This window comes from Dyella thiooxydans, assembly GCF_001641285.1.
Classification (GTDB): domain Bacteria; phylum Pseudomonadota; class Gammaproteobacteria; order Xanthomonadales; family Rhodanobacteraceae; genus Dyella_A; species Dyella_A thiooxydans.
Genome location: NZ_CP014841.1, coordinates 2,484,791 through 2,506,999 on the forward strand (window position 1 = coordinate 2,484,791; position 22,209 = coordinate 2,506,999).

Annotated in this window: 18 protein-coding genes and 1 riboswitch; of the genes, 3 read left to right on the forward strand and 15 right to left on the reverse strand. The window is 69.5% G+C overall.

Features of this window, described 5'->3' with window-relative positions; genetic code table 11:
• Window position 1 precedes the first annotated feature (1 nt).
• The 5 genes from ATSB10_RS11325 to ppc all read right to left on the reverse strand — a co-directional run bounded on the left by ATSB10_RS11325 (window position 2) and on the right by ppc (window position 9,963).
• Window positions 2–2,458: an ABC transporter permease gene (locus ATSB10_RS11325; protein ID WP_063672925.1), complete on the reverse strand. Its 2,457-nt coding sequence runs from the start codon at window positions 2,456–2,458 to the stop codon at window positions 2–4.
• 44 nt (window positions 2,459–2,502) lie between these two features.
• Window positions 2,503–4,959 (reverse strand): ABC transporter permease, encoded by a 2,457-nt coding sequence (locus ATSB10_RS11330; RefSeq protein WP_063672926.1) that lies wholly within the window; start codon window positions 4,957–4,959, stop codon window positions 2,503–2,505.
• The gene (locus tag ATSB10_RS11335; protein ID WP_063672927.1) at window positions 4,956–5,720 is read right to left on the reverse strand and encodes an ABC transporter ATP-binding protein; all 765 of its coding nucleotides are present in this window, start codon (window positions 5,718–5,720) and stop codon (window positions 4,956–4,958) included. Before ATSB10_RS11335 ends, ATSB10_RS11330 begins: the two co-directional genes overlap by 4 nt.
• A 124-nt stretch (window positions 5,721–5,844) precedes the next feature.
• A complete protein-coding gene (locus ATSB10_RS11340; RefSeq protein WP_063672928.1) occupies window positions 5,845–7,098 on the reverse strand; it encodes an efflux RND transporter periplasmic adaptor subunit in 1,254 nt (417 codons plus the stop codon).
• Between the two features lie 156 nt (window positions 7,099–7,254).
• Window positions 7,255–9,963: a phosphoenolpyruvate carboxylase gene (ppc, locus tag ATSB10_RS11345; protein ID WP_063672929.1), complete on the reverse strand. Its 2,709-nt coding sequence runs from the start codon at window positions 9,961–9,963 to the stop codon at window positions 7,255–7,257.
• A 127-nt stretch (window positions 9,964–10,090) separates the two neighbouring features.
• A riboswitch (S-adenosyl-L-homocysteine riboswitch) is annotated at window positions 10,091–10,212 on the forward strand.
• Window positions 10,213–10,283: 71 nt separating this feature from the next.
• Between ppc and ahcY the strand changes: the two genes are divergently transcribed.
• The 3 genes from ahcY (at window position 10,284) to ATSB10_RS11360 (ending at window position 13,179) form a co-directional block, all read left to right on the forward strand.
• The gene (gene ahcY / locus ATSB10_RS11350) at window positions 10,284–11,723 is read left to right on the forward strand and encodes an adenosylhomocysteinase (RefSeq protein ID WP_063672930.1); all 1,440 of its coding nucleotides are present in this window, start codon (window positions 10,284–10,286) and stop codon (window positions 11,721–11,723) included.
• A 164-nt stretch (window positions 11,724–11,887) separates the two neighbouring features.
• Window positions 11,888–12,412 carry an RNA polymerase sigma factor gene (locus ATSB10_RS11355; RefSeq protein WP_063672931.1) on the forward strand — a complete coding sequence of 175 codons (525 nt, stop codon included), beginning with the start codon at window positions 11,888–11,890 and terminating at the stop codon, window positions 12,410–12,412.
• On the forward strand, window positions 12,412–13,179 hold the full coding sequence (locus ATSB10_RS11360; protein ID WP_063672932.1) for a hypothetical protein: 768 nt from the start codon (window positions 12,412–12,414) through the stop codon (window positions 13,177–13,179). Before ATSB10_RS11355 ends, ATSB10_RS11360 begins: the two co-directional genes overlap by 1 nt.
• Before the next feature lie 53 nt (window positions 13,180–13,232).
• On the opposite strand, the gene ATSB10_RS11365 is transcribed toward ATSB10_RS11360, so the two are convergent.
• From ATSB10_RS11365 to ccoN, 10 genes are read right to left on the reverse strand one after another with little or no spacing between them, the layout of a single operon-like run.
• On the reverse strand, window positions 13,233–13,958 hold the full coding sequence (locus ATSB10_RS11365) for a sulfite exporter TauE/SafE family protein (RefSeq protein ID WP_063672933.1): 726 nt from the start codon (window positions 13,956–13,958) through the stop codon (window positions 13,233–13,235).
• Window positions 13,945–14,121 carry a cbb3-type cytochrome oxidase assembly protein CcoS gene (gene ccoS, locus ATSB10_RS11370; RefSeq protein ID WP_063672934.1) on the reverse strand — a complete coding sequence of 59 codons (177 nt, stop codon included), beginning with the start codon at window positions 14,119–14,121 and terminating at the stop codon, window positions 13,945–13,947. The genes ATSB10_RS11365 and ccoS overlap by 14 nt, the downstream gene beginning before the upstream one ends.
• Window positions 14,118–16,505, reverse strand: coding sequence for a heavy metal translocating P-type ATPase (locus ATSB10_RS11375; protein WP_063674456.1), 2,388 nt, complete (start codon window positions 16,503–16,505; stop codon window positions 14,118–14,120). Before ATSB10_RS11375 ends, ccoS begins: the two co-directional genes overlap by 4 nt.
• 14 nt (window positions 16,506–16,519) lie before the next feature.
• On the reverse strand, window positions 16,520–17,008 hold the full coding sequence (locus ATSB10_RS11380; protein ID WP_063672935.1) for a hypothetical protein: 489 nt from the start codon (window positions 17,006–17,008) through the stop codon (window positions 16,520–16,522).
• Complete coding sequence (locus ATSB10_RS11385; RefSeq protein WP_063672936.1) at window positions 17,005–18,561, reverse strand: 4Fe-4S dicluster domain-containing protein; 1,557 nt, start codon at window positions 18,559–18,561, stop codon at window positions 17,005–17,007. The genes ATSB10_RS11380 and ATSB10_RS11385 overlap by 4 nt, the downstream gene beginning before the upstream one ends.
• Window positions 18,558–18,866 (reverse strand): hypothetical protein, encoded by a 309-nt coding sequence (locus tag ATSB10_RS11390; RefSeq protein WP_063672937.1) that lies wholly within the window; start codon window positions 18,864–18,866, stop codon window positions 18,558–18,560. Before ATSB10_RS11390 ends, ATSB10_RS11385 begins: the two co-directional genes overlap by 4 nt.
• Window positions 18,863–19,795, reverse strand: coding sequence for a cytochrome-c oxidase, cbb3-type subunit III (gene ccoP, locus ATSB10_RS11395; RefSeq protein WP_236886409.1), 933 nt, complete (start codon window positions 19,793–19,795; stop codon window positions 18,863–18,865). Before ccoP ends, ATSB10_RS11390 begins: the two co-directional genes overlap by 4 nt.
• Window positions 19,792–19,923, reverse strand: a complete 132-nt coding sequence (locus tag ATSB10_RS18980; RefSeq protein ID WP_236886410.1) for a cbb3-type cytochrome c oxidase subunit 3 — start codon at window positions 19,921–19,923, stop codon at window positions 19,792–19,794. Before ATSB10_RS18980 ends, ccoP begins: the two co-directional genes overlap by 4 nt.
• Window positions 19,924–19,936: 13 nt before the next feature.
• Complete coding sequence (ccoO, locus tag ATSB10_RS11400) at window positions 19,937–20,587, reverse strand: cytochrome-c oxidase, cbb3-type subunit II (RefSeq protein ID WP_063672939.1); 651 nt, start codon at window positions 20,585–20,587, stop codon at window positions 19,937–19,939.
• Between the two features lie 10 nt (window positions 20,588–20,597).
• A complete protein-coding gene (gene ccoN / locus ATSB10_RS11405) occupies window positions 20,598–21,989 on the reverse strand; it encodes a cytochrome-c oxidase, cbb3-type subunit I (protein WP_063674457.1) in 1,392 nt (463 codons plus the stop codon).
• Window positions 21,990–22,209: the final 220 nt, after the last annotated feature.

Here is a 22,209-nt window from a genome sequence, read left to right on the forward strand (position 1 = left end):
TTCACTCTCCCCTCAGCGCGCGCATCGGCTGCACGCGCGATGCACGCAGTGCCGGCAGCAGGCAGGCCACTGCGCCGGTTGCTGCCAGCACCGCGCTGGCGGCGGCAATCGACCAGGGGTCGAACACACTCTGGCCGAGTTGCACCACCACGGCGCGCAACACACCGGAGCCCAGGAAACCCAGCGCGAAGCCAGCAAGCAGGCCGAGGACGATCTGCACCATGCCTGCGCGCAGCACCAGCAGAAGCAAACCCCGGGGTGCCGCGCCCAACGCAGCACGCACGCCGAACTCGCGCTCGCGTGCCGCCACCGCGACCGCCATCACGGCGTACACACCCACGCAGGCGAGCAGCAGCGCCAGGCCGCCGAACAGGCCGACCAGCATCAGGTTGAACTCGGTATCGGTAATCGTGTCGTGCACCACATGGGCCATGCTGTAGACATGGTCGATCGGCTGGTTGGGCGCCACCTCGGCCACGGCCCGCTGCACGGCATCGCGATAGCTGTCGGGATCGCCCTGGACCTTGAGCGCGAAGCGCAGCGGCTCGTACATGCGGAACGCGCGCAGGGCGTCGTCGGGCATCTGCGCCAGCGGCAGGTACAGGATCGGCACCACCGAGTCCGGATCCTCCGGCCCGAACTGGTAGGTATCGGCCACTACCCCGACGATGCGCGCCGACCACATGCCGTTGCCTTCGCCCCGCTGGATCGTCTGCCCCAGCGCATGGCCCTGGAAATGCACATCGGCAAAGCGCTGGTTGACCACGGCGACATCCTCGCCGCCGCGCACATCGCTGGCGGCAAACGAGCGGCCCTGTAGCACATGGATACCGAACACCCGGAAGAACGCCGGGTCGGCCGCATGGAACTGCGCACCAAACTGCTCGCCTCCCGGCAGGTGCAGCCCGCCCATGTTCCACTGCCCGCTGAAGTCACCCGCCGGCAGGTTGGTCCCTGCCGCGGCCTGGTGTACGCCTGGGATCCGCTGCAGCCGGTCCACCAGTTGCCTGGACAACTGCTGCACCGAGGCTGCATCCGGATAGGTCGCCTTGACCGGCGCCAGCTCGAACGTGAGCACGTGGTCCGGCTTGAAGCCCAGGTCCACCCGGGCGCTGGCCAGCAGGCTGTGCAGGAACACGCCCGCCGCGCACAGCAGCAGCGAAGCCAGCGCCACCTGTGCCATCACCAGCAGGCGACCGAGCAGGCCGCTGCGACGACTGAGGCCGCTGCGGCCACCCTCGCGCAGGCTGTCCATCGACAGCGCGGCATGCCCGCGCCACAGCCCGAGCGCGGTCGCGACCAGGGCACCGAACAGGCCGGTCGCGACGGCGATCGTCCAGGCCATCCCGCCCAGGCTCAAGCCCCCGGGACGCGTCCACTCCACCGCCATCCAGTCCACCGGCATCCATGTGCGCACGGCAAGCAGGGCCAGCGCCGCCAGCCCCTGACCGACCAATACACCGACCACGCCGACCAGCAGGCCCTCGGCGATCGACGGCAGTGCAACCCGCCCGCGCGAGGCACCCAGCGCACCGCGCACCGCGGCGTCGTGGCTGCGTGCCATTGCACGCAGCAACATCAGGTTGGTGAGGTTGACCAGCGCGATCAGCAACAGCAACGTGGCGCAGGCCACCCACATCAACGACGTGCTGCGCTGCCCGGCGTGCTGCGCGGCACTGAAATCCTGGGCGCCGAAGTGCACGCGCTGCCAGAAGCTGCCGGCATAGGCCTGGCCACCCTGCTCGGCGTAAAACGCGTGCAGGCGGGTATTCACCTCCGCGGCCAGGCTATCGACGGTGGCGCCGGACGCCAGCCGCGCCACCGCCGTATAGTTGGTGCCATCGTCCCGCGAGTGCGCGGGGAACGCCGTGGGCAGGGCGATCGAGGCTTGGCCCAGATCGAAGCCGGCAGGGAGAACGCCGACGATGGCGTGCGGTACGCCCTCCACCGTCAGGGTCTGGCCGATCGCCGAGGGATTGCCGCCGAAGCGGCGCAGCCAGAAACCGTGGTACAGCATCACCGCGGGCGGGCCGTGCGGCTGGTCTTCCTCAGCGCTGAAGTTGCGGCCCAGCGCCGGCTGCACGCCGAGCGTCGGCAGCAGGCCCCGGTCGATCTCCAGCGCCGCAACCTGTTCCGGCCGGCCGTCGCCGGCGATGTTGGACGCCGTCTGGCCATCCTTGAACAGACCCATCGATGCGATCCCGGGCAGCCCGGCGAGGTGCTGGTACTGCTGCGGCGAGACCGCCTGCACATCGCCCTGTTCGACGGGGCCAACCGCGACCAGTTGATGCGGCTGTTGATAGGGCAACGGCTGCAGCAACACACCATCGATCAGGGTGAACACCGCACTGGCCGCGCCAACACCCAGCGCCAGCACGCCACTGGCCAGCAACACGAGACCCGGCCGGCGCAGGCTGGCCCGCCAGGTACGCCAGATCTCACTCAACCAGACGCTCATGCCGAATTCCCTTCAGAAGATGGAGCCATGGAAGTCATCACCGCTCAGTCGCCGCGCAGCACCGACATCGGCTGCACCCGGCTGGCACGCAGCGCCGGCCGCAGGCAGGCCAGCAGTCCGGACAGGGCGAGCACGGCGCATACGCCGAGCGCCGCGACGGGATCGAAGATGCCGATGCGACCGATCGACGACATCGCCACCGCCATCGACAGGCTTGCCAGCACCCGCGATGCGCCGAGCGCGAGCCCGACACCGATCACCAGGCCGACCACGATCTGGCCCAGGCCGCCACGCAGCACCAGCCGCGTCATGCGCGAAGGCGAAGCGCCCAGCGCCGTGCGCACGCCGAACTCGCGTTCGCGTGCGGCCACCGCAACCGCCATCACCGCATACATGCCGGCCACCGCCAGCAACAGCGACAGCGCGGCGAACAGGCCGACCATCAGCATGCCCAGACGTGCATCGGCGGTGGTCTGGCGGACGACACTGCGCATCGATTCCAGGTGGGCGATCGGCTGGCCGGGAGCGACTTCGGCTACCGCGTGCTCAACGCTCGCGCGCCAGTCGGCCGGGCGACCGTGTCCGCGCAGCACGAAGCGCAGCGGCTCCAGCCCAAGAAAGATGTCCATCGTGTTGCGAGGCATCTGCGCCAGCGGCAGGTACACCATCGGCTGCCGCGGCTGCAGCGGCCCGCGCTGGTAGGTGTCGGCGACCACGCCGACGATGCGTGCCGGAAGATCGGGGCCGTGGCTGACTTCGACCAGCACGGTCTTGCCGATCGCGTCGCCGTCGTAATACCGGTCGGCCAGGTCGCGGCTGACCACCGCCACCGGCTCGCTGCCGGCGGTGTCGTCACGGCCGAACACCCGCCCCTGTTTCAGGGCGATGGAAAACACCTGGAAGAAGCCGGTGCCCACGCCATGCAACTGCGCCTCGAACTGTTTGCCCTCCGGCGTCTTCATGCCATTGTTGAACTGGCCGTAGAGCCCGTCGCTGGCCGGCAGGTTGGTGGTGACCGCCGCCCCGGTGACCCCGGGAATGGCGCGCAGACGCCGCGCCACGCGCTGCGCCAGGGTCTGCACGGCTCCGACATCCGGGTAATGCGCCTTCACCGGCACCAGCTCGAAGGTGAGTACCTGGTCGCTGGCGAAGCCGAGCTGCACCCGTGAGGCAGCAAGCAGGCCGTGGGCGATCGCGCCCGCAGAGCACAGCAGAGCCACCGCCAGCGCCACCTGGACCACCACCAGCACGCGCCCGAGCCGCCCGCTACGCGCGCCCATGCCGCTGCGTCCGCCCTCGCGCAGCTCGTCGACGCCGGTCCCGGTCGCACGACGGCTTCGCCACAAGCCGAGCGCTGCAGCCAGCAGGGCACCGAGTAGTCCGACAACAAACGCCATGGCCCACTGCGACGCCCCCATATCGATCCGGTCGCCGTGCAGCCACTGGCCGGGGATGAAAGGCAGCAACAGGCGCAGCCCGGACCATGCCAGCAGCATGCCCAGTGCCGTCCCCACCAACCCGACCAGCAGGCCCTCGGCCACCGCCGGCAACAGCAACCTCAGCAGCGGCGCGCCCAGCGCGCTGCGCACCGCCGCATCGTGGCTGCGCGACAGTGTCCGCAACAGCATCAGGTTGACCAGGTTGACCAGCGCGATCAGCAGGATCAGTACCGCGCTGGCCACGAACAGCAGCATCACCGGCCGCTCGCCGCGATGCAGCGCGGCCTGCAGGGAGGTGGCGCCGAACCAGGGCTGCTTCCAGTTCCCGCCCATCGCCATGTCACGGTACATCGCGCGCTCGCGCGCATCCGCCTGGGCACCGACCGACGCCAGGCTCACCCCATCAGCCAGACGCGCGATCGCCAGGTGGCCGTTGTGGTTGTAGTCGCGGCTGGCCGGCGGCAGGGCCAGCGGCAGCGCGATGCCGCCGGGATCGGAGAGCGTATCGAACGCCCGCGGCAGCACACCGACGATGGTCGCCGGCCGGCCTTCCACCTGAATGACCTGACCGACGACGCCCGGAGCGGCGCCGTAGTCGCGTTGCCAGAGACCATAACTCAGCATCACGGCCGCCGGTCCGTTCGGCTGATCCTCGGACTTGCTGAAATTGCGCCCGAGCACCGGTGGGGTGTCGAGCACCGCCAGTACGCCGCGATCAATGTAGGTCACCGGCACCTGCCGCGGGGAACCGACGCCGGCGATGTTGGCGACCGAGCCCGGGCGCATCAGGCCCAGCGCCTTCACCCCGTGCATGCCGTCGAGGAACTGGTACTCGTGCGGCGAGATCGTGGCGACCTCGCCACCGAAGATCCGGCCGACCTCCGCGATACGCGATGCCTGCGGAAACGGCAGCGGCCGCAGCAGGGTGGCATCGAGCAATGCGAACACCGCCGCGCTGGCGCCGACGCCCAGCGCCAGCACGCCGCTGGCCAGCAGCAGGAAGCCGGGCCGGCGCAGGCTGGCCCGCCAGGCTCGCCACAGCTCGGCGAGCCTGGGACTCATGCCTGCAGCCCTTCGCGTGAACCGATCAGCGCATCCAGCCGCTGCTCGTCCTCGCGGCGCAGGCGGTCGAAGGTTTCCTCGTCGACCACGCGGCCGTCGAACAGGCGGATCTTGCGCTGGGCCAGTTCGGCGTAGCGCGCGTCGTGGGTGACCATGCAGATGGTCGCGCCGCCCTTGTGCAGTTCGTCGAGCAGGGCCATCACCGCCTCGCCGTTGCGCGAGTCGAGATTGCCGGTCGGTTCGTCGGCGAGCAGGATCGCCGGCTTGCCGACCAGCGCACGTGCCACCGCCACGCGCTGCTGCTGGCCGCCGGAGAGCTGCGCCGGGTAGTGCCGCATGCGGTGCGCCATGCCCACCCGCTCCAGCGCTTCGTGTACCCGCGCGCGCCGCTCGGCGGTGCCGATGCCGCCGCGGTAGGTCAGCGGCAGCTCCACGTTCTCCTGCACGGTGAGGTCGCCGATCAGGTTGAACGCCTGGAAGATGAAGCCGATCTCGGCGTTGCGGATGCGCGCCCGCGCGGCGGCGTCGAGCTTCGCCACGTCGTGGCCGTTGAGCACGTAGCTGCCGGCGCTGGCGGTGTCGAGCAGGCCGAGGATCGACAGCAGCGTGGTCTTGCCGCAGCCGGACGGGCCGGAGATCGACACGTACTCGCCGCGATGCACCGCCAGGTGCACGTCGCTGAGTGCGTGGGTCTCCACTTCGTCGGCCTGGAACACCTTGCGGATGCCGTCGAGGGCGATGACGCTGGACGATGGGTTCATCATGATTCCCGTCTGCATGATTGAGTGTGTGTAGGAGCCCGCTCGCGGGCGATGCTCCTGCTCCTGATGCGCATCAAAGCCGAAGAGCATCGCCCGCGAGCGGGCTCCTACCCTGCGGCATGGGTCACTTCACGCGGATCTTGTCGTAGCGGTCCCATTGGCTGGTGTCGGAGAGGATCACCTGATCGCCCGCCTTCAGGCCACGGCGGATCTCCACCCGGTCCACCGAGGCCGCCCCCAGCCGCACCGGCACACGGGTGGCAACGCCGCTGGACGGATCGAGACGGAACAGGGTGATGTCGGCGCCGGCACGCGCGGAGGCCGGCCGACCGACCGACAGCACGTTGTCCAGGGTGGCGACACGGATGCGGCCGTCCACCGACAGGTCCGGGCGCGCGCCCGGCGGCAGCGTGCCGGCCAGCCGCACATCGACCTGCACACTGCCGTCGCGCACCGCCGGATCGATCCGCTCGACCGTGCCGTCGACCGTACCGTTGTGGGTATCCACGTTCACCGGCATGCCGAGCGCCACGTCCTTCGCCTGCACCTCGGGCACCTGCAGACGCGCGATCAGCACGTCCGGCCGCGCCACCCGCGCCAGGTTGGCGCCCTCGGCCACCTGCGCGCCCTCCTGCACCGCCACTTCCTGCAGCACGCCGGCGATACCGGCCTTCACCCGCAACGCATCGGCCTGGCGCTGGCGCAGCTGCAGGTTGCTCTGCTGCTGCATCAGCCGGGCCTCCACCGCGTCGAGTTGGGCGCGCATGTTGCCGGCGAAGGCAGCCACGCGCTGCTGCTCGATATCGCGGCGGGTCGCCAGCTGCTTCAGAGCGATCTGCCCCTGGCGGAACTGCACGTCGGGAATCAGGTGCAGCGCGGCGGCCTTGGCGTCGGCATCGGCCTTGACCTTGGCCGAGGCGAAGTCGGATGCGGCCTGCGCCTGCGCCGAGCGTTCGTCGAGCAGCTGCGACTGCAGCTCCGCGCGCTTGGCCGCGACCTCCGCCTTGGCCGCCGCCACCTGCGCCTGTGCGTTGCGCAGCGCGTCCTCCACCTCGGGGTTGGCCAGCGTCATCAGCACGGTGTCCGGCTGCACCCGGGCGCCCGGCCAGACCAGGATCTGCTCGACCTGTGCCGCCGTGGCCGCCGCCACCCAGCGGGTGGAACGCGGCACCAGGGTGCCGGTGGCGCGTACCTCGCGCAGCATCCGCCCCTGCTGCACCGTGTCGATCCACAAACTACCCCGCTCGGCCACGGGCAGCGCCGGCCCCAGCCGCACAATCAGCACCACGATGGCGACCAGCGCGGCCACGCCGCCACCGATCGACCATTGCAGCCGACGCCGCCGGCGGATCCTGAACTGGGGGTTGGCGATATCCATGCGACGGGGCATCGCAAGCGGCGTGCCAACATCCCCGGGAAGCGAAAACGGCGCCGCAGCGCCGTTTTCGGGTGACGGACACGCGGGAGTGTCCGCCAGGAGTGTCCACTTCCGGAATCGCCCGCCCAAAGACGGACAGCGCCGGCCGCGTCGCCGTCAACCGGTGTTCTGGAGCCCCTGCGAGACGCCGTTGACGCAGGCCACGAGGGCGCGCAGCAGGGCCTCGTCCTCGCGGTCGCTGGCACGCCAGCGCCTGAGCAGGTCGATCTGCAGCACGCTCATCGGGTCCACGTACGGGTTGCGCAGGCGGATCGACTGGGCCAGCCGCGGCGATTCGTCGAGCAGCGCCTGGTCGCCCTTCAGGCGCAGCACCCAGTGGCAGGTGCGTTCGAACTCCTCGCGGATCAGCGCGAAGAACGGCGCGTGCAGCTCGCCGGCCAGCTTCGAGAACGCCTCGGCGATGGCCAGGTCGCACTTGGCCAGCACCATCTCCACGTCGTCGAGCATGTTGCTGAAGAACGGCCAGTCGCGCGCCATCTCGGCCAGCGCCTCCTCGCCGAATTCGGCTGCGCCCTGCTCCAGCGCGGTGCCCAGGCCGTACCAGCCGGTGATGATCGAGCGGCACTGGGTCCAGGAGAACACCCACGGGATCGCGCGCAGGTCCTGCACGCCGCGCATGCTGCGACGGCGCGAGGGGCGCGAACCCAGGGTCATCCGCTCGATCACGTCGATCGGCGTGGCCGCGCGGAAGTATTCGACGAAGCCCTCTCGGTCGACGAAGGCGCGGTAGTGCCTGCGGCTGGTCGCCGAGAGTATGTGCATGCGCTCGCGCCAGGCGTCCTCGCGCGGCTCTTCGTCACGCGGGCGCAGGCTGGCGCGCAGCACGGCGCCGACGGTCTGCTCCAGGTTGCGCAGCGCCAGCGCGCGGATGCCGTACTTGCGGTGGATCACCTCGCCCTGTTCGGTGACGCGCAGCACGCCGGCGACCGAACCGCGCGGCGAGGACATCAGCGCCGGCGTCATGCGCGCGCCGCCGCGGCTGGCCGAGCCGCCACGGCCATGGAAGAAGGCGAGCTGGATGCCGGCCTCGTTCGCGATGTCCAGCAGTTCCACCTGGGCGCGCTGCAGACCCCAGCGCGAGGCCAGCGTGCCGCCGTCCTTGCCGCTGTCGGAGTAGCCGAGCATCACCCACTGGCGGCCACCCCGCGAGGCGAGGTGGGCGCGATAGACCGGATCGGCCAGCAGCGCGCGCAGCGTGGCCGGGGCGTTCTTCAGGTCGTCCACCGTCTCGAACAGCGGTGCCACGTCCAGCGGCACCGGCTGGCCTTCCACGGCCAGGCCACCGTGGCGGGCCAGCGCGAGCACCGCCAGCACGTCGGCGGCGGTGCGCGCCATCGAGATGATGTACAGGCCGACCGCCTCGGCGCCGTAGCGGCGGCGAGCCGTACCCATCGCCTGGAACACCGCGCGCATGCGCTGGGCGTTCTCCTCGTCCACCGGGGCCAGTTCCTTTTCACCGCTGGCGAACGGATGCAGCTTCTCCACCCGCTCGGCCGGACTGCGCTGTCCCCAGTCGGCGTCGCCCTGCAGCGCGGCGAGGGCATCGTCATGCACCTGCGAGTCCTGCCGCACGTCGAGCCGGGCCAGGTGCAGGCCGAAGGTGCGCACACGGCGGACCAGTCGCTGCACCGCATAGGCACCGGCATGCAGGCCGTGGTGGTCGATCAGGCTGTGCGCGATCAGTTCCAGGTCGCCGGCCAGTTCGTCGACGGACGTATAGCCTTCCGGATGGTCATCCTCGTGGGTCGCCTCCAGCCGTGCACCGATCAGGGTCAGCAGGGTGCGGTAGGGCATGTCGGCGTGGCGCGGGCGGATCTTCTTCGCCGCTTCCGGGAAGCGCGCGCGGTAGTCCTCCAGTCGCGCCAGCAGCTCCGGCGACACCGCCACGCGGCCCTCGGTCTGGCTGAGCAGGCGGGCCAGCCCGGCGACGTCCTGCGCGTAGTGCTCGAGCACGTGGGCGCGCTGGCTGGCCAGGCTGGCGGCGATGGTGTCGGCGCCCACGTTGGGGTTGCCGTCCATGTCGCCGCCGACCCAGGTGGCGAAGCTGAGCAGGCGCGGCATCGGCACCGCGATGCCGTAGACCTGCTGCAGCGCGTCGGCCAGCGATTCGTACAGCGCCGGCACGATGCGGTAGATCGGGTTGGCCAGATAGAAGCCGACGTGGTGATGCTCGTCCTGCACGGTGGGCTGCACCGGCGAGGCCTCGGCGGTCTGCCAGCCGGAGGACAGCGCCATGAAGATGCGGTCGTCGTCCTCCTTGCGTTCCTGCGGGGTGCGGGTGGGGTCGAAGTTGTCCACCAGCGAGCGGACGATCGCCTGCTCCTTCTCCAGCAGCGAGCGGCGCACGGCCTCGGTCGGATGGGCGGTGAACACCGGCTCCACGTGCAGGCGGCCGAGCCAGTCGACCAGCTCGGCGGCGGTGACGCCCTGCGCCTTGAGCCGGGTCAGCACGTCGAGCAGGGACTCGGGCTGCGGGTTATTGCCGCTGCGCTGGTAGTCGCGGCGGCGGCGGATGCGATGCACCCGCTCGGCGATGTTGACTGCCTGGAAGTAGGTGGCGAAGGCGCGGGCCAGCGCCTCGGCCTCCTCCGCCTGCATGCCGCTCAGCGCGCGGTCCAGCAGGGCCACCGGTTCGTCCTCGCGGCGGCGGCGGATCGCCGTGGTGCGCACCGCCTCGACCTTCTCGAAGAACGCCTCGCCGCGCTGCTCGGCGAGCATCTGCCCGACCATCGCGCCGATCCGGCTGACGTCCTCGCGCAGGGGGGCGTCGTGCGGCAGGTCGGGGGTGTCGGGCTGGAATGGCATGGAGGTCTCCCTTGTGTGAATCCGGTCAAGACTAGCAAATGCTGCGAGTGCAGCATGTCAAGAATCGGTCCACGGCGCACGCCGGCACCGGACACGCGCGGCCGGTTGCAGCTACAATGCCCAGATGCCCGTCGAGGGGCGCTGCGACCACAGGCAGGCGGAATACCGCCATTCCGTCCGGTTATCCGAACCGGGAAGCACCGGTGGCCAGGCTCGACGCGGCAGGTTCGAAAACGGCGCCCGGTTGCTATCACGCGGCAGTCTCGCGAGCGACCTTCCCCGGCGCCGCGGGGCTCCTGCACAGAACTGGAGCTCTCCGAATGAATGCTGTGACCCGCGAAACCGTTTCGCACGACTACAAGATCGCCGACATCGGCCTGGCCGACTTCGGCCGCAAGGAACTGGACATCGCCGAGCAGGAAATGCCTGGCCTGATGTCGATCCGCAAGAAGTACGCCGCCAGCGCCCCGCTCAAGGGCGTGCGCGTGACCGGCTCGCTGCACATGACGATCCAGACCGGCGTGCTTATCGAGACGCTGAAGGACATCGGCGCCGACGTGCGCTGGGCCTCGTGCAACATCTTCTCCACCCAGGACCACGCTGCCGCGGCGATCGCCGCTTCCGGCACCCCGGTGTTCGCCTGGAAGGGCGAGACGCTGGAGGAGTACTGGGACTGCACCCTCGAGGCGCTGTCCTTCCCGGACGGCAAGGGCGGCTACCTCGGCCCGCAGCTGGTGGTGGACGACGGCGGTGACGTGACGCTGCTGATCCACAAGGGCTACGAGCTCGAGAATGGCGACACCTGGGTCGAGACCGCCTCGGAAAGCCACGAGGAGCAGGTCATCAAGAACCTGCTCAAGCGCGTGCACGCCGAGCGCCCGGGCTTCTGGCACACCGTGGTGAAGGACTGGAAGGGTGTCTCCGAGGAGACCACCACCGGCGTGCACCGCCTGTACCAGCTGGCCGAGGCCGGCAAGCTGCTGATCCCGGCGATCAACGTCAACGACTCGGTCACCAAGAGCAAGTTCGACAACCTGTACGGCTGCCGCGAGTCGCTGGCCGACGGCCTGAAGCGTGCGATGGACGTGATGCTGGCCGGCAAGCTGGCGGTGGTCTGCGGCTACGGCGACGTCGGCAAGGGCTGCGCCCACTCACTGCGCGCCTACGGCGCCCGCGTGGTGGTCACCGAGATCGATCCGATCAACGCCCTGCAGGCGGCGATGGAAGGCTTCGAGGTCAACACCGTCGAGTCGACCCTGGGCCGTGGCGACATCTACGTCACCACCACCGGCAACAAGGACGTGATCACCCTGGAACACATGCAGGGCATGAAGGACCAGGCGATCGTCTGCAACATCGGCCACTTCGACAACGAGATCCAGGTCGAGCGCCTGCAGAAGTCGGGTGCCAGCAAGCTCAACATCAAGCCGCAGGTGGACAAGTACACCTTCAAGGACGGCCGCGCGATCTTCCTGCTGGCCGAGGGTCGCCTGGTCAACCTGGGCTGCGCCACCGGCCATCCGAGCTTCGTGATGTCGAACTCGTTCGCCAACCAGACGCTGGCGCAGATCGACCTGTGGGCGCACAAGGATATCTACGAGCCCAAGGTCTACATCCTGCCGAAGAAGCTGGACGAGGAAGTGGCCCGCCTGCACCTGGAGAAGATCGGCGTGAAGCTGACCACGCTCACCGCTGCCCAGGCCAAGTACCTCGGCGTGGCCGTGGAAGGTCCGTACAAGCCGGAACACTACCGCTACTGATCAGCGGCGGCGTTCCGCAACACCGAAGCGAAGGGCGCAGCGATGCGCCCTTCGTCGTTTCCGGCGACCGTAGCTGTAAGAATCGGGCGGGCCGGTGCGTCTGAAGGGGTGAATCCACCCGGAGACGCACCATGCCCCTGTCACTTTCCCGCGGAGGCGAGCCCGTGACGGACACCGCACCGCCCGACGTCAATGCCCTTGCCCGCGGCTACGGCCGCGCGGTGTATCTCGCCGCGTACCGAGTGCTCGGTGATGCCGGCCAGGCCGAAGACGTGCAGCAGGACGTGTTCCTGCGCCTGCTCGAGAAGCCCCCGACCGATGTCGCCTCATGGCCGGCCTACCTTGCCGCGATGGCCACGCGCCAGGCGATCGACCGCCTGCGCAGCCGGCATCGCTGGCGCCGCCTGCGGCCGCTGTGGAAGGCCGCCGAGCCCGAGGCCGCCGACACGGTCGAAGCGGATGCCGAACAGGCCGAACGCGCCCGGCGCCTGCGTGACGCCTTGGCCCGACTGAAGCCGCAGCACGCCGAATGCTTCGTGCTGCGACACCTCCACGGCATGGACACCGCGGCGATCGCCCGCGCCACAGGCCTCACCGCCAACCATGTCGGCGTCTGCCTGCACCGTGCGGCGCAGGCGCTGGAATCGATGCTCAACGACCATGCGCGCTCCGCGCAGGAGGTGCTGTGATGGAACCGACCCTGTCCCCCGCCCTGGCCAGCCACCTGCAGGCGCTGGTCCGCGAGCCGACCACCGCCGCGCTCGACGCCGCGCAGGCGAGGCTGGAGCGCCGCCTCGTCGATGCCCGCCCACGGCGCGTCCGCGCGGCCCGCTGGATCGGCGCACTCGCCACCGTCGCCACCGCCTGCCTGGTGCTCGCCCTGGTGCTGATGCCGACCTCGCGTGGCGTCGCCTTCGACCTGGCGCTGAAGCACCTGCGTGACTTCCGGACGCTGTCGATGACCATCGAGCAGCAGTCGCAGGGCATCGCGATGCCGGCCATCCACGTCCGCATGGACCGCGCCGGCAACGCCCGCACCGACATCGGCGAGGCCACCAGCGTGGTGGTGAACGCCGCCGAGCATCGCGTGCTGACCCTGCTGCACGGCCCGCGCATGGCCATGCTGGTCACGCTGCCGGCGGATGCGAAGCCAACCCCCGACGCCGCGTTGAAGTGGCTGGAGGCGATCCGCCAGTTCCAGGGCAAGGCCGCCGAACTGCCCGGCCAGCGCATCATCGACGGCCGCATCGCCCACGGCTGGCAGCTCGACGTGCAGGGCATGCGCATCGCGCTGTGGGCCGATGACGACGGCGTACCGCGGGCGGTCGAGGTCGGCGGCCACGGCATGGCGATGAGCCAGCGCATCCACGTCAGCGTCGATCCGCCGCTGGATGCCGCTCTCTTCAGCACCGCGATCCCCGCGGGGTACCACGAGGCGCAGCCCGACCGGGACTGACGCAACGCAAGCGTCGCGTGCGCCGCGGGCAAGACACCCGCGGCGCCATGCGCTCAGCGGGAGCGCGGCCCGCAGCCGAGCGCGCCGAGCGCCGCGTGCAGGGCCGGTATCTGCATCAGCCAGGGTGCGGCCATGGTCAGCAGGCCGGCGACGATCACCAGCGCCCCGGCCCCGTGGCGGATCCCGGGGCGCTGCAGCCAGCGGCCCATACGGGCACCCGACCAGGTCAGCGGCAGCATCACCGGCAAGGTGCCGAGGCCGAACGCCGCCATGGTCAGCGCACCGTGCACCGCACTGGCCTGCATCCACGCGGCCGCCAGCAGCGTGGTGCTGAGACCGCACGGCAGCCAGCCCCACAGCATGCCGGCCGCCAGCCGCCGCGGCACGGTGTTCGCCGGCAGCAGGGGGCGTAGCAGAGGCTGCAGCGCGCGCCAGACCCGCGCACCCGGGCGCGACAGCACGTTGAAGCGACCGCTGCGATCGAGCAGGCGCAAGCCGGCAAGCACCAGCACCAGGCCGACGGCCACCCGCATCGCCACGGCCAGGCCGGGGATCTCGAACACGCGCAGCAGGCCATCGCCCACGCCGCCGACCAGCGCCCCGGCAAGCACGTAGCCGCCGACCCGGCCGAGGTTGAGCTGCGCCGCGCCCGCCCATCCGGCCTGCGGCGCACGCGCGGAGAAACCGGTGGCGATACCACCGCACATCGCCGCGCAGTGCGCGCCACCGAGCAGACCGCTGAGCAGCGCCGCGGTAAGCGTCAGGCTATCGAGCGTCATCGTCCGCTTCGGTCGGCGTGGCGGGCGGATCGTCGCGCAGGATGTCCAGCGCCGGCGTGTCCAGATCGTCGAACTGGCCCTTGCGCACTGCCCACACGAACGCGCCGATGGACACGGCCAGCAGCACCACGCTGAGCGGAATCAGCATCAGCAGGATGGTCATGGGCGATGCTCCTCGCGCGAACGACGCATCAGTCGCAGCGCGTTCAGGGTGACGACCAGCGAGGATAGCGCCATTCCCAGCGCAGCCCAGCCCGGCGTGACCCGCCCCATGGCAGCCAGCGGCAGCGCGATCAGGTTGTAGCCCACCGCCCAGGCGAAGTTCTCGCGGATGATGCGCCGCGTGCGCCTCGCCAGCGCGATGGCGGCCGGTACGCGCATCAGCTCCGGCGCGGTCAGTACGAGGTCGGCGGCGCGCTGGGCCAGCGCCGCGCCCTCGCCCATCGCCAGCGAGACATCGGCACCGGCCAGCACCGGGGCATCGTTGAGCCCGTCGCCGACCATCGCCACGGTACGTCCCCGCGCCTGCAGCTCGTGCACCAGGGCGAGCTTGTCTTCCGGACGCTGCCGGGCCCGCGCATCGTCGATACCCAGGATCGCGGCCATCCGCTCCACCGCGGCAGCGCCGTCGCCACTGGCCAGATGCACGGTGAGACCGAGCGCCCGAAGTGCGCGGAGGGTATCGGCCGCGTCGGCGCGAAGCCCCTCGCGCATGGTGAAGCGAGCGAACGCGCGCGTACCGTCACCCAGCCATACCTGGCCGTCGTCGGCGCGGCCGGCAGCGAACGGTGCGAGACCCAGTCGCCAGTCGACGCCCTCGATCCGGCCGGCGAGCCCCTGCCCCGCGACCAGTTGCAGCGACTCGACCGCGAGATGCTCTTCTTCGCCGGCGAATGCGGCGGCGATCGGGTGGCCGCTGTCGCGCTCCAGCGCGGCGGCCAGCGCGCAGGCACGTGCCTCGTCCATGCCATCGAAAGCCTCGACCGCCTCGAGCACCGGATGCACGCGGGTCAGCGTGCCGGTCTTGTCGAACACCAGGTCGGTGACGCGCGCCAGGCGGTCCAGCGCTCCCGCACGCACCGGCAGGATGCCTCGCCGGGCCAGCGCACCGCTGGCCGCAGCCAGGGCGGCCGGCACCGCCAGCGAGAGCGCGCATGGACAGCTCACCACCAGCAGCGACAGCGCCACCTCGAATGCCCGCTCCGGCTCGACGAGCCGCCAGCCCTGGTACACCGCCAGCGCGGCCAGCAGCACGCCGCCGACGAACACGGCGCCGATGCGATCGGCCAGTTGCGCCAGCGGCGGCCGCTGCGCCTGGGCCTGCTCGACCAGCCGGGTCAGCTGCGAGAGTCGTGTGGCCGTGCCGATGCCGGTAATGCGCAGGCGGGCGGGCGTCTCGCGGCAATGCGTGCCGGCGTAGACCGGATCGCCGCTGCGCTTGGTGACCGGGTGCGATTCGCCGGTGAGCAGCGCCTCCTCGAACAGCGCCTGCGGATCGAGCAGTTCGCCGTCGGCCGGCACGGCCTCGCCCACCGCCACGCAGGCGATATCGCCGACACGCAGCGCCGACAGCGGCACCGATTCGCGCGCGCCGTCGGCACGCTCGCGCACGGCCAGCACCGGACGCGCGCGCGCCAGCGTGTCCACCTGGGCGCTGGCGATGCGCCGCGCGCGCTGCTCCAGCAGGCGCGCCAGCAGCAGCAGGAACACGAACATCGCGGCTGCGTCGAACCACACGTGCGGTCCGCCGCGCACGGTCGCGACGGCACTGGCGAAATAGGCCAGCAGGGTCGAACCGGCGACCAGTACATCCATGCCGAGGTGACGGCGCTTCAGACCGTTCCAGGCGCCCTCGATGAACGGCCAGCCGGAGTAGAACACCACCGGAGTGCAGACCAGCAGGGTGAACCAGCGGAACAGGTCGCGCGTGGGCACGCTCATGTGGTGGCCGAAATCGAGGTACGAAGCCTCCGACAGCATCATCGTCTGCATCGCCGCGAGTCCGGCGACGCCCAGGCGCAGCAGCCATTGCCGACGATCGGCCACACGCTGGCGCTCTGCGGCCGGGTCTCCCGCCAGGTAAGGCCGGTAGCCGAGCATCGACAGCTGGCCCAGCACCGCCGAAAGCCGCGTGCGCGCGGGATCCCAGGCGATGCGGATGCGCCCGGTCACCGCATTGGCGCCGGCATCGAGCACGCCCGGCGTGCGCTCCAGGGCCCGGTCGACCAGCCAGGCGCATGCCGCGCAGCGCATGCCGTCGGTGAGCACGGTGATCTCGCAGCCGCCGTCGACCGGCACGGTGTGCTCGGCCAGCAGCTCCTTGCCGTCCCAGGCGCCGAGATCGGCCGCCTCGGCATCGACCCGCGCACCGGGGTCGCTGCGCAGGCGGTAGTAGTCGCCCAGATCCGCGTCGCGGATCCACTGCGCGGCGGTGGCGCAGCCGTGGCAGCAGAACGGCTGCGGCCGGCCATCGAGTGCCACGAACACCGGTGAGGGCGGCAACCGTGCGCCGCAGTGGTAGCAGCTGTGAACGACGCGCTGGTCCACCGGCACGGCCCGCCTTACGGCGCGAGCCGCGCGAATCGCGCCTCGGCCGGCCACTGTCCCTGCAGTCGCCACGGTGCGCGGTCGGAGGTGGCCTCGATGCGCCAGTTGCGCGCGTCGCTGATCACCCCGGCGCCGCGCCAGCCCAGTTCGCTGGGCTTGAGGTGCAGGGTCAGCACCTCGGCGGACGCGTCCTGCGCGGTCAGCACGACGGTAAGGTCGCCGCCCCGGGTGATGCGCGCGTCGGTCGGCACCGCTTCGATCATGCCGCCGTTGTGGCGGAGGATCAGCTCGGTCACCGGCTTGGACCCCCGGGTCTGCGGCGCCTCTTCCGCGGTCAGCTGCAGGTGGCCCAGACGGGTGACCTTGTCCGGCGTCTCGGCGGTCGGGCCGGCGTGATCAACGGCGGCGAACAACAGCGCGAACCCGATCGCCACCGACGCAAGCGGCAGGCCGATCAGCATCCACACCATGGGTTCGCGCCAGGCTTTGCGGGGCTTGTTCATGGCGAAGGTCCGAAGAAGCTGCTGTCAATGGTCACGATCGCCTGCGTATCGACGCCGTGCACGGTGAAGTGCACCACGTGGCGCCCGGTCGTTTCCGAGGAGGCCGCCACGGTGACCGGCACCGAGAGCACCTCACCGCTGTTGGCGACGACCACCTTCGGGCCGCCGCGCAGCGAGAGATCCTCCAGGTCCGTCCCGCCGGCGACCTCGATGCGGTAGCGATGGGTCTGCTGGCTCTTGTTCACCAGCTTGATGGTGTAGCTGTTCTCGACATTGCCGTCGTCGGCCTGCGCATACATCGCATTGCGGTCGCGCAGCGCCTCGGCCAGCAGCGGACTGCGATGGGTGACGCCCCAGCCCCAGGCGGCGGCCAGCGCGGTCAGCAGCAGGCCGTACACGATGATGCGGGGGCGCAGTACCTTCGCCGGCGCGCCATCGATCGCATTCTGCGTGGAGTAGCGGATCAGGCCTCGCGGATAGCCGACCTTGTCCATCACCTCGTCACAGGCGTCGATGCAGGCGCCGCAGGCGATGCACTCGTACTGCAGGCCGTTGCGGATGTCGATGCCGGTCGGACAGACCTGCACGCAGATCGTGCAGTCGATGCAGTCGCCCAGTTCTTCGAGGGTGAACTTCGGCAGCGGTTCGACCTTCACGCCCGGTCCGCTTAGCGTGATCGTGCCGCTGGCCTGGGTGCGGTTGTCCGCGGCCGACGGATGCCGGCTGGCGCGGAACACGTAGTCGTAGGCGACGACCTTGTCGAGCAGACCGCGGGCGCGCTCCAGCACGGTCGTCAGGCCGCGCTTGCGCGGACCGCGCGGTTCGCCACGCATCGGGTCGTAGGCGATGATCAGCGTGTTGCGGTCGAACATCGCGCTCTGGAAGCGCGCGTAGGGGCACATGTACTTGCACACCTGCTGGCGCAGGAAGCCGGCGTTGCCCCAGGTGGCGATGCCGTAGAAGACGATCCAGAACGCCTCCCAGCCGCCGAGCTGGAACGGCACCCGCCGCGCCAGGTCGACGATCGGGCTGAAGAAGCCGACGAAGGTGAAGCCGGTCCACAGCGAGAACAGCGCCCAGGCGAGGTGACGGCCGCCCTTGCGCAGGATCTTCTCGCGGTTCCACGGCATCGCGTCGAGCTTGATCCGCTTGTTGCGGTCGCCCTCGATCCACTGCTCGATCCACAGCGACACCTCGGTCCATACCGTCTGCGGGCAGGCGTAGCCACACCACAGGCGCCCGGCCAGCGCAGTGAAGAAGAACAGCGCCAGCGCGGCGATCATCAGCAGCATGGCCAGGAACAGGAAGTCCTGCGGCAGGAACAGCAGCCCGAAGATGTGGAACTGCCGCGCCGGCAGGTCCAGCAGCACCGCCTGGCGACCGTCCCAGCGCAGCCACGGGAACAGGTAGAACATGCCCAGCAGCCACACCACCGCGGCGACGCGCAGGCGGTTGTAGCGGCCGGAGACCTCGCGCGGGTAGACCTTGCGCTCGCTCACGTAGAACGAGTCGCTGCCTTCCTCGACGAGCTTGAGCGGAATGCGTGATGTCATGGTCGGTGTTCAGGCGTACCGGGCACGTGGTGGAAGGCCTTGCGCGGTCGCAGGAGGATCCAGGTGAACAGGCTGGACGAGGCGGTGCCGATCCAGGCGAGGAAGAAGCCGAACGTGTAGCCCAGCTCGCGATCCAGGTGCAGCGTGGGGAAGGTCATGTCCTGCAATGCCTGCGGATCGACGTAGGCGAAGAACACCATGGTCATCACACCCGCCGAAAAGAAGCTGGGCCAGAGGATGGCGCCGGCGCGCCGAAGCAACCGGCGCGCCGGGGCGGAGGGTTGCCCTTCCGCCAGCCGGTTCACGGAGCGGCCTCCGGCGGCGCCGCGTCGTCATGCTTGGACAGCGTCCAGACATAGGCGCCGACCAGTCGCACGCGGGTCTCGCCCAGCCGCGGTTCCCACGCCGGCATGATGCCGTTGCGGCCTTCCGCGATGGTCTTGTGCAGGGCTTCCTTGCTGCCGCCATACAGCCAGTGGGCCGTGGTCAGGTCGCGCGCGCCGAGCATCGGGTTGCCCTTGCCGTCCGGGCCATGGCAGGCGATGCACAGCGTGCCGAACATCGCCTTGCCGCGCTGCGCCGCAGCGTCCTCGACGTGGCCCGGCTTGGACAGCGACTGCACGTAGGCGACCACGTCGTCCACCGCCAGCGGGCCGCCCTGCGCCGTGAGCACGGTGCCCCAGGCCGGCATCACCGCGTTGCGGCCCTTGAGGATGGTCTCCAACACGCGGTCGGGCGAGCCGCCCCAGTACCAGGCCTTGTCGGTCAGGTTCGGGAAGCCCTTGGCGCCCAGGCCGGTGGAGCCGTGGCAGGCCGCGCAGTTGTCGGCGAAGATCGTGCGACCGATCGCCACCGCACCCGGATCCTTGGCCAGCACGTCGATCGGCTTGCCGGCGTAGAGCTTCAGGGTTTCTTCCAGCCGCGCATCCTCGGCGGCCTTGTCCAGCGCCCATTCCGACTTGGAACTCCAGTGGCCGAAGCCGTGCATGCGGCCCACGCCATACCAGAACAGGTAGCCGATGCCGAAGACGATGGTGATGTAGAACAGGTTGATCCACCAGCGCGGCAACGGCTTGTTGTATTCGGTGATGTCACCGTCCCACACATGGCTGGTGTCTTCCGGCGCAGGGTCTCCGGGGCGGCGCTTCACGTTCGCCATCAGCAGCCAGAAGCAGCCGGCGATGTTCAACGCGACCAGGATGACCACGTACCACGTCCATCCCGAGGTCATCATGGCGTTTCCTCCCCGTTGTCGTCTTCAAGCGGCATGCGCGCGGCGGCATCGAGTGCCGGCTTGTTGCGCGGCAGCCACAGCCAGATCCAGCCGCCGACGAACAGCACCAGCAGTACTGCGGTAATCACTCCGGCCACCATGTCAGTCACTCCCCTGCGGTGCGTTGTCGTCGGCCGGCGTCAGGTGCGTACCGAGATGCTGCAGGTACGCGACCACCGCGTCCTGCTCGGTCCTGCCCTTGACCTCCTCCGGCGCCGCGGCGATCTCGGCGTCGGTGTAGGGCACGCCGATGCGCTGCAGCGCCTTCATGTGCCGGGCGACCTCTTCGCCGTCGAGCTTGTTCTTCTCCAGCCATGGGTAGGCCGGCATGATCGACTCCGGCACCACGTCGCGCGGGTTGTGCAGGTGCGCGCGCTGCCAGTCGTCGGAGTAGCCGCGCAGGCCGACGCGGGCCAGGTCCGGTCCGGTACGCTTGCTGCCCCACTGGAACGGATGGTCGTAGACCGACTCGCCGGCCAGCGAATAGTGGCCGTACCGCTCGGTCTCGAAGCGCAGCGTGCGGATCATCTGCGAGTGGCAGTTGTAGCAGCCCTCGCGCAGGTAGATGTCCCGCCCGGCCAGCTGCAGCGCGGGGTACGGCTTGATCCCCGGCAGCGGCTTGATCGTCTCGGCCTGGAACATCAGCGGGACGATCTCGGCCAGGCCGCCGAAGGACACGGCGGCAGCGATCAGGATGGCCATCAGGCCGATGTTCTTTTCGATCTTGTCGTGGAAATGCGTTGTCTCGGTCATGTCCGTCCCCTCAGGCCCTGGCATCGGCAGCGTCCGCCGGCAGCACCGGCTGCGCGACGATCGCGCCCCGCGCCTGCTGGAAGGTCTTGAACACGTTCCACGCCATCACGAACATGCCGCTGAGCACGATCAGGCCACCGCCCAGGCGGAACAGGTAGTAAGGCTTGGTGGCATTCAGCGACTCGACGAACGAGTACACCAGGGTGCCGTTGTCCGGGTCGGTGGCACGCCACATCAGGCCCTGCATCACGCCGGCGATCCACATCGAGGCGATGTACACGACCACGCCGATGGTGTGCAGCCAGAAGTGCGTGTCGATCAGCTTGACCGAGTACATCTGCTGCTGGTTGAGCAGGCGCGGCAGCATCGCGTAGATCGAACCGATCGAGATCATCGCCACCCAGCCCAGCGCACCGGAGTGCACGTGGCCGATGGTCCAGTCGGTGTAGTGGCTGAGCGAGTTGACCGTCTTGATCGACATCATCGGCCCCTCGAACGTGCTCATCATGTAGAACGAGAGCGAGACGATGAGGAACTTCAGGATCGGGTCGGTGCGCAACTTGTGCCAGACACCGGACAGCGTGAGGATGCCGTTGATCGCACCGCCCCACGAGGGCGCCAGCAGGATCAGCGAGAACACCATGCCCAGCGACTGCGCCCAGTCGGGCAGCGCCGTGTACATCAGGTGGTGCGGACCGGCCCACATGTAGATGGCGATCAGCGCCCAGAAGTGCACGATCGACAGCCGGTAGGAGTAGATCGGCCGGCCGGCCTGCTTGGGCACGAAGTAATACATCATGCCGAGGAAGGCGGTGGTCAGGAAGAAGCCGACCGCGTTGTGGCCGTACCACCACTGCACCATCGCGTCGACCGAGCCGGAGTAGATGGAGTAGGACGTCATCCATCCGGAGGGAATCGACAGGTTGTTGACGATGTGTAGCAGCGCGATGGTGATGATGTACGCGCCGTAGAACCAGTTGGCCACGTAGATGTGCTTCACCTTGCGCTTGGCGATGGTGCCGAAGAACAGCACCGCGTAGGACACCCAGACGATCGCGATGGCGATGTCGATCGGCCATTCCAGCTCGGCATATTCCTTGCCCTGGGTGTAGCCCAGCGGCAGGCTGATCGCGGCCGCCACGATGATCAGCTGCCAGCCCCAGAACACGAACGCGGCCAGCTTGTCCGACAGCAGCCGGACATGGCAGGTGCGTTGCACCGTGTACAGGCTGGTGGCGAACAGCGCGCAACCGCCGAACGCGAAGATCACCGCATTGGTGTGCAACGGCCGCAGGCGGCCGAAAGTGAGCCACGGCACGTCGAAATTCAGTGCCGGGAAATAGAGCTGCGCCGCGATCAGCACGCCTACCAGCATGCCGACCACGCCCCATACCACGGTCATCACGGCGAACTGCCGTACGACCTTGTCGTTGTAGTTGCCCACTGGGCCCCCTCCTGAGCGTCGGAACGGGTGGCATGGTCGACGATCGGGCCAGGGGGCTAACTGATGCCGGTCAAAAATACTTGCGATTGCGTGAAGGACAGCTTGTCGCAGGCATCCGGCTCGCCGCGGCCATCAGCCATCCATCTTTCCATCGCGAATGAAGGATATATACTTCGAC